1 protein-coding gene is annotated in these 277 nt (G+C 45.8%); it reads left to right on the top strand.

Going from position 1 to position 277, the window contains the following annotated elements:
* Positions 1–277, top strand: a 277-nt coding sequence (locus tag AAEY72_RS14695) for a hypothetical protein (RefSeq protein WP_352311276.1), incomplete at both ends; no start/stop codon positions are given.

Raw genomic sequence — 277 nt, 5'->3', positions numbered from 1 at the left:
CTGATTTAGTTGAATATGCCGAAGGCGATATCGCTAAAGTATTTGGCTCAGATTACGCCATTATCGACAGTTACTCGCGCCGAGTTCGCTTACCGACAACAGATTATTTATTGGTGTCACGCGTCACTAAACTCGATGCCACCATGAATCAATACAAACCGTGTTCAATGACTACAGAATACGACATCCCCGTCGATGCGCCGTATTTAGTGGATGGTCAAATCCCTTGGGCTGTCGCGGTAGAATCGGGCCAGTGCGATTTAATGTTGATCAGTTA

It is taken from the genome of Psychrobacter sp. W2-37-MNA-CIBAN-0211, assembly GCF_040309405.1.
GTDB classification, from domain to species: domain Bacteria; phylum Pseudomonadota; class Gammaproteobacteria; order Pseudomonadales; family Moraxellaceae; genus Psychrobacter; species Psychrobacter glaciei.
The sequence above is the reverse complement of the archived record's forward strand: the minus strand, read 5'-3'. Positions and strand labels throughout refer to the sequence as shown.